Raw genomic sequence first — 6,518 nt, 5'->3', positions numbered from 1 at the left:
GTACTCGCAGAAAACATTGTACTTTCGTTACAAAATGCATACGCTTTGAAAAGAAATTTTTCTGGACAAAACGAAGTTTCTGTAAAAAATGCGAATTCTTCCCTAACAGACACGGTCACTCTTGCGATGATACATGTGATCATGGTAAAGACTGTCACGATGGCGGACACAAGTGGAACGATTGCAAGGGCGGACATAAATTCCCATCTTGCAAACACAAGAAATTTGATCACTTCTGGTATAAAAAACGTAATTGTTAGTTTTTATGCCTACAAAAAGGCCGCTTTGCGGCCTTTTTTACGTTTATCCCGCTTTATTGAAAATGACTTATATCTGCAAATTGCTTCACTTCACCTTTATCTTCTTCAAATTCTATAATACTCAAACTAGCACTATGCATAAATGGATCATCCCACACATTTTCTATTTCAATACCCGCAAAATGTCCTACAAGTAGCTTTGCCGCTGCCGCATGGGAGACAATTAATATATTTTCTCCTTTATGCTTTTCCAAAAGAAGCTGCATCCCCTCAATTACCCTTTTATGAACAGCCTCAAAATTTTCTCCTGATGTTGACTGAAAAAGATGTGGTTCATACCAAAATAACTGTATGTCGTCTGGGTATTGCCTTTCTATATCATCAATTGTCTGTCCTTCCCATATACCCATGTTAATTTCATAGAAATGCTCATCCGCGATTATCGGTATATCACGTTCTCCCTTTATTAACTCTGCAGTATGAAGGGTTCTTTCACTCGGACTACTATAGATCGCATGAATAGATAAATCTTTCATTCGCTCTCCTAATTGCTTAGCTTGCAGTATACCATTTTCAGTTAAAGCAGAATTTTTTCGTCCTTGCATTCGCTTCGCTACATTCCATTCCGTCTCACCATGCCTTGTTACATATACCGTTGTCTTCACTTCAATTCCCCCTTACCATGTTGGCCGTAATTCCCACGGTTCTACTCGTCCTACAATCCATTCATCACATTTACTTTCAATTCCTTTTATTACTCCATCCGATATTTCTTCATGAGTAAGCCATCTTCCGTATGTATCTTCTAATATAAAACCTAAAATTATTCTATGATAGCTACATCGCGTACCGCCTATTTTTTGTGAGGCTATTCTCGACGCTTTACTGCCTAAAATATGAAAAACGTTGTATGTTTCAGACGACAAGTCTAATTCTCTACAAATGAGTGATAACGCATCCTTTGCACTTGAGTGTATCCATGCGACAACTAATGTTATTGGTCCATTCCGCTCAATTGTGTTTTTAATAGCTACCTTCACATCGTCATCATTATGATAATCTAACGGAAGGCATGTGATATTTTCTGGTATAGCACTCTCTCGTTTAACATTTTCTAATTTCACTTCATCTCTTCCAATAATAGAAACATGAAACTCTTGCTCACAAAGCCACATAGACACCCTCTTTAGCATTCCTGTTCCACCAATTACTAGCGCATGCAACTTCTTTTCCTCCTTAGTAAAATGTCATATGAGGTTTATCTTCCCTATAATAATTAAGTCTGTCTTGCAATGTCCCTGAATGAAATTCAAACTTATGCCCGTCTGGGTCAACAAAATAGATAGATTCACAATCCCTTACATCACGTTCTCTTCCTTTTAAAATATGAACATCATTTTCTTCTAATCGCTGCAGTAGACGTTCAAAGTCTTTCTGTTCAACAGAAAACGCAATATGTGTATAAGATTGATAAATCTCATTTCTCGGAATATGTATTTCTTCATTAAGTGCTACCCATACTCCACATATATTAAAATATGCAAGTTTTCTTCCTCTAACTAATAATTCTCCTTCCAATACTTTTTCGTAAAATTCAATAGAATCTTCTAGATTAGATACTGAAAAACATAGATGATTGATTCCGTTTAACAACTATAATTCCTCCTATACAAATAAAAGATGAGCGAAAATTCACTCATCTTTTATTATACTATTTTTTTGTAATATATGCCCATTTATAACTGAAGTCCCCACCAAACGTATGATTCGCAATACCTTTTACGTACGGTTTCTCTAAATATGCTGTACTTTGTTGATACGTAGGAGAAATCGCAGCATCTTGACCAATTAAGATTTTTTCAGCTTCTGCAAGTGCTTTCCAGCGTGCTTTATCATCTTTTAATAGCTCTCCTTTTGATTTCGCTACTAAATCATCATACTTCGGATTAGAATAATCCATTTCATTAAATGAACTTCCAGTAACAAACATATCAATATAAGTCATTGGATCTGGATAGTCTGGACTCCATGCAGATAAAGAAAATTCATATTCGAATTTCTTTTCTAAATCTAACTTCTGCTTATATGGCTGCTGTTTCAAATTCACTTTAATACCAGGTAAGTTTTTCTCTAACTCTTCTTTAATAAAGTCGCCTACTTTTTTACGGCTACCGTTATCATCATTTAGTAATTCTACTGTAATTGTATCTTGGCCAAGTTCCTTCTTCGCTTCTTCCCATATTTTTTTTGCTTTTGCTGCATTATCTTTACTGTCACGGAAATTTTTATTTACAGAACGGAAATCTTTCCCATCTGGTCCTGTCGTAAATTTTTCAGGTACTAAGAAATATGCTGGCAATGACCCGTCATTTAAAATAACATTTGCAATTCCTTTTTTATCATATGCTAGGTCAATCGCTTCACGAACTTTTTGATTTTTAAACGTTGCATTTTTTTGGTTAAATCGTAAGAAATACATACGTGGATCTAACTTCGTTTTAAATTCATCTGGCTTATTCTTTTTATATTTATCAACAAATTCAGAAGTTAAAATAACACGGTCCGCTTGATCACTATCATATAAATTTACTCCTGTGCTTGTTTCCTTCACAATATTCACATTAATTTCTTCTAACTTCACAGTATCTTTATCCCAATAATTAGGGTTTTTCTTTAACTGATAACTTCGTTCATGTTTCCATTCACTCATCGTAAACGGTCCATTATATAATAATTTATCTGCTTCTAATCCGTATTTATCTCCTTGTTCTTTCACATATTTTTCATTTAAAGGGAAGAATGTTGGGAATGAAGTAAGCTCAAGGAAATATGGTGCTGGTTGTTCTAATTCTACTACTAACGTTTTATCATCCTTCGCTTTCACTCCTAATTGATCTAACGGTAACTCTCCTTTATTTACTTTCTGTGCATTTTTCACATCAAATAAAATAAATGCATACTCAGCTGCCGTTGCTTTATCTAATGTACGTTGCCATGCATATACAAAATCTTGTGCTCGAACTGGATCACCATTTGACCATTTCGCATCACGTAATTCAAATGTATATGTCTTTTTATCTTCACTAATTTTCACGTCTTTTGCCATACCTGGAGTTGGTTTATTATCCTTATCCAAACGATATAATCCTTCCATTGCATTTACAAAGGCACGGAATGATACAGAGTCTGTTGATTTTGACGTATCCATTGAAGGAATTTCTGCTGTTTCTAGTAAGTTTAATACTTGCTTATCTGCTGCCCCCTTACCTGCTTCTTTCTTCGTTGTAGATGCCTTCTCCCCATTTCCGCAACCTGCAACTAATACGCTAGTCGATAATGCAACTGCAGCAATCGTTGTTACCTTTCTCTTCATTGTTCCTTCCCCCAATCTATATGTATAAAGTGAAACTTTAATCAGCGGGGGGGTTCTTCATCCCCCACTGATTATTAGTTGAACCAATCGGGCTTTTATGGGCAGCCCGACCCCCACCTAACTTCTTTCCTTTCACTGAATTTTGAGATGGGGGTCTTACTGCCCATTAAAGCGGGATAAATGAAAGCCAGTATAATACATATTATTATACAAAAGATTCAGATTATTTCAAATATTATTTTCGTATATACAAAAAAAGAAGCGGATAGAGAGCTCTACTATCCACTTCTTTTTCTATTTCTTTTACTTGTAATCCATCCTCTATGTCAAATGGATTTTGAACTTTAAATATTTCGTCCATTATCTTTAAAAATTCTTCCTCATTTTTAGATTCGCCATTAATCATAAGTGAGTATGGCTCGATCTCACCCAATTTATAATCCACAACAAATTGGATCGTAACCTTTTTCTTCGACATATCCGGACTATCCCCTTGGAACTCTACCAATTCTAATCCTTCAGTGCCACGATAATATGCCCAACCCGGATTTCTAAAATAATTTTCAAACGATTCACCAATTGAAAAGAATGGATATTCATATAGCGAGCTTGTACGAACCTTTTGAATAATATCTCGATCAGTCGGGAAAAAGAAATGGCTGATAAAAATACTAGCAACCGCTAAAATCGTAACAATTGTTGCTCCCATTTTACTCGTTCCACCACTATCACGAATGAGGTACTTTTCAACCGATTCATCTTGAATTTCTCGTGCTTTTATTCGATATATACGCCTTTCTGCAAATTGATAATATAATCCATTCGTAAAAATCGCCATTCCAAATAAAATAAAAACGAGTAATAGAAACGTAAGAGGCACCATATTAATGATCGGCAATGCTACGTTGAAGCCCATATAATAAGAAAACGCATCACACGCTAATAATAACAATACAAATAAAGCTGCAGGTAAATAATACTTACGATATCCGAGCCAACCTACATTGAAAATAGCTGCCCAACCATTCCAGCTCCACCTAGCAATCCGCTTTTCCTCAAGCTCCCATTTCCTTTTGTAATACGGATATTGTCTCCCTACATATACTTCTAATTCCTTGTCTATTAGCGAACTTCCTTCACTCTGTTCAGTATGCAAAGTCCGCTGGCAACTTTCACAATTTAACTGATTTCCCTCGCAAAGTTGCCCACAATTTATACATTTCAAAACAATCCCTCTTCCCATCCATACGTCATTTCAAAATACCTTCGTGTTTTAATAACCACTCTTTCCTCCATAAACCGCCCGCATACCCAACAAGTTTCCCGCTCTTTCCTATTACACGATGACACGGAACGATTATTGAAATCGGATTGCGACTATTTGCTCCTCCTATTGCTCGTACAGCTTTCGTATTTCCAACTTTCTCTGCAATATCTAAATATGAAGCACTTACGCCATAAGGAATCGTATAGAGCGCATCCCATACATTTTTTTGAAATGCTGTTCCCTCAGCAGACAACGGGACTGTGAACTCTTTTCTATTCCCCTTAAAATATTCATCGAGCTCATTTATACATTGATCTATCATTTCATTTGTATGTTCTTCTTGTCTCTCATCAACAAATATAACAGACGTAATTCCTTTATCGTTCGCTGTAATTTCTAGCAAGCCTAATTCACTTTCATAATAAGCTTGGTACATATGTCATCCTCCAATTCAATTCATATTCATTATTGTAACACGAATAGACAAAATTTTTCGTATAAGCGTTTTATTCGAGAAACAAAAACGAGAATGATACAATGTAAGAAAATTCAATCTAGGAGGCTATTGAATGAATTACGAACTTTTTTCACCTTATACAATTAAGGATGTTACATTAAAAAACCGGATTGTTATGTCACCTATGTGCATGTATTCATCGGAAAACGGGGATGGCCAAGTAACGAATTTCCATCTCATTCATTATGGAACAAGAGCTGCCGGTCAAGTTGGTTTAGTTATGATTGAAGCAACAGCCGTGTTACCTGAAGGGCGAATTTCAAATAAAGACTTAGGCATTTGGGATGACAGTTTAATTGAAGGCTTACATAAAACGACAACTTTTATACACGATAATGGTGCAAAAGCTGCCATCCAGCTCGCTCACGCTGGAAGAAAAGCAGCATTAGAAACAGATGTGTTAGCTCCTTCAGCCATTCCATTTAATGAAACAATGAAAATACCAATAGAGATGAGCAAACACCAAATTAAAGATACTGTATTAGCTTTTCAGCAAGCTGCAGTACGATCCAAACAAGCTGGATTTGACGTTATTGAAATACACGGTGCTCACGGTTATCTTATTAATGAATTTCTTTCTCCACTTACCAATAAGCGGACTGATGAATATGGTGGTTCACCTGAAAACCGCTATCGTTTCTTACGCGAAATCATTGACTCCATAAATGAAGTTTGGAACGGACCGTTATTTGTCCGTATTTCAGCAAATGATTATCATCCTGACGGGTTAACAGTTCAAGATTATGTTCAGTATACAAAATGGATGAAAGAACAAGGAGTAGATTTAATCGATTGTAGCTCTGGGGCTGTTGTACCTGCACGCATCGATGTTTATCCTGGGTATCAAGTACAATATGCTAAACATATTAAAGAACATGCTAACATTGCAACTGGTGCAGTTGGATTGATTACGACTGGGGCACAAGCAGAGCAAATTTTAAATAATAACGAAGCAGATTTAATTTTTATCGGACGTGAGTTACTTCGCAATCCTTACTTCCCACGAATAGCCGCCAATGAACTTGGCTTTGAGTTAGAAGAACCGTATCAATACGAGCGAGCGCCTGGGAAAATCAGTACAAATAAATAAAACCGAGAAGC

At 36.1% G+C, this 6,518-nt stretch carries 7 protein-coding genes and 1 pseudogene; 2 read left to right on the top strand and 6 right to left on the bottom strand.

Annotated elements, in window-relative coordinates; translation table 11 throughout:
- A pseudogene (gene exsB, locus MR079_RS20475) lies at positions 1 to 260 on the top strand (exosporium protein ExsB); the annotation flags it as partial.
- A 53-nt stretch (positions 261 to 313) separates the two neighbouring features.
- Here exsB and MR079_RS20470 read toward each other — a convergent pair.
- From MR079_RS20470 to MR079_RS20445, 6 genes are all read right to left on the bottom strand, one after another.
- Complete coding sequence (locus tag MR079_RS20470; protein WP_242294516.1) at positions 314 to 925, bottom strand: phosphoserine phosphatase 1; 612 nt, start codon at positions 923 to 925, stop codon at positions 314 to 316.
- Positions 926 to 937: 12 nt separating this feature from the next.
- Positions 938 to 1,483 (bottom strand): short-chain dehydrogenase, encoded by a 546-nt coding sequence (locus MR079_RS20465; protein ID WP_139867543.1) that lies wholly within the window; start codon positions 1,481 to 1,483, stop codon positions 938 to 940.
- 13 nt (positions 1,484 to 1,496) lie between these two features.
- Entirely contained in the window at positions 1,497 to 1,913 is a 417-nt protein-coding gene (gene fosB / locus MR079_RS20460; RefSeq protein ID WP_242294515.1) for a FosBx1 family fosfomycin resistance bacillithiol transferase, read from the bottom strand.
- A gap of 58 nt (positions 1,914 to 1,971) precedes the next feature.
- Positions 1,972 to 3,633, bottom strand: a complete 1,662-nt coding sequence (locus MR079_RS20455) for a peptide ABC transporter substrate-binding protein (RefSeq protein ID WP_242294514.1) — start codon at positions 3,631 to 3,633, stop codon at positions 1,972 to 1,974.
- Positions 3,634 to 3,868: 235 nt separating this feature from the next.
- Entirely contained in the window at positions 3,869 to 4,858 is a 990-nt protein-coding gene (locus tag MR079_RS20450) for a DUF2628 domain-containing protein (RefSeq protein ID WP_242294513.1), read from the bottom strand.
- 25 nt (positions 4,859 to 4,883) lie between these two features.
- Positions 4,884 to 5,336: a methylated-DNA--[protein]-cysteine S-methyltransferase gene (locus MR079_RS20445; protein WP_049113109.1), complete on the bottom strand. Its 453-nt coding sequence runs from the start codon at positions 5,334 to 5,336 to the stop codon at positions 4,884 to 4,886.
- Positions 5,337 to 5,469: 133 nt separating this feature from the next.
- Here MR079_RS20445 and namA point away from each other — a divergent pair, with 133 nt between their 5' ends.
- Complete coding sequence (gene namA / locus MR079_RS20440; protein ID WP_001992792.1) at positions 5,470 to 6,507, top strand: NADPH dehydrogenase NamA; 1,038 nt, start codon at positions 5,470 to 5,472, stop codon at positions 6,505 to 6,507.
- The last annotated feature ends 11 nt before the right edge of the window (positions 6,508 to 6,518 follow it).

This window comes from Bacillus cereus group sp. BfR-BA-01381 (genome assembly GCF_022663555.1).
GTDB lineage: Bacteria > Bacillota > Bacilli > Bacillales > Bacillaceae_G > Bacillus_A > Bacillus_A pacificus.
Note: the sequence above shows the minus strand (reverse complement) of the source record. Positions and strands in the feature narration are given on the sequence as shown.

Coding starts and splice junctions, on each gene's coding strand:
- namA (WP_001992792.1), top strand. CDS start 5,470: ATGAATTACGAACTTTTTTCACCTTATACAATTAAGGATGTTACATTA.
- MR079_RS20445 (WP_049113109.1), bottom strand. CDS start 5,336: ATGTACCAAGCTTATTATGAAAGTGAATTAGGCTTGCTAGAAATTACA.
- MR079_RS20455 (WP_242294514.1), bottom strand. CDS start 3,633: ATGAAGAGAAAGGTAACAACGATTGCTGCAGTTGCATTATCGACTAGC.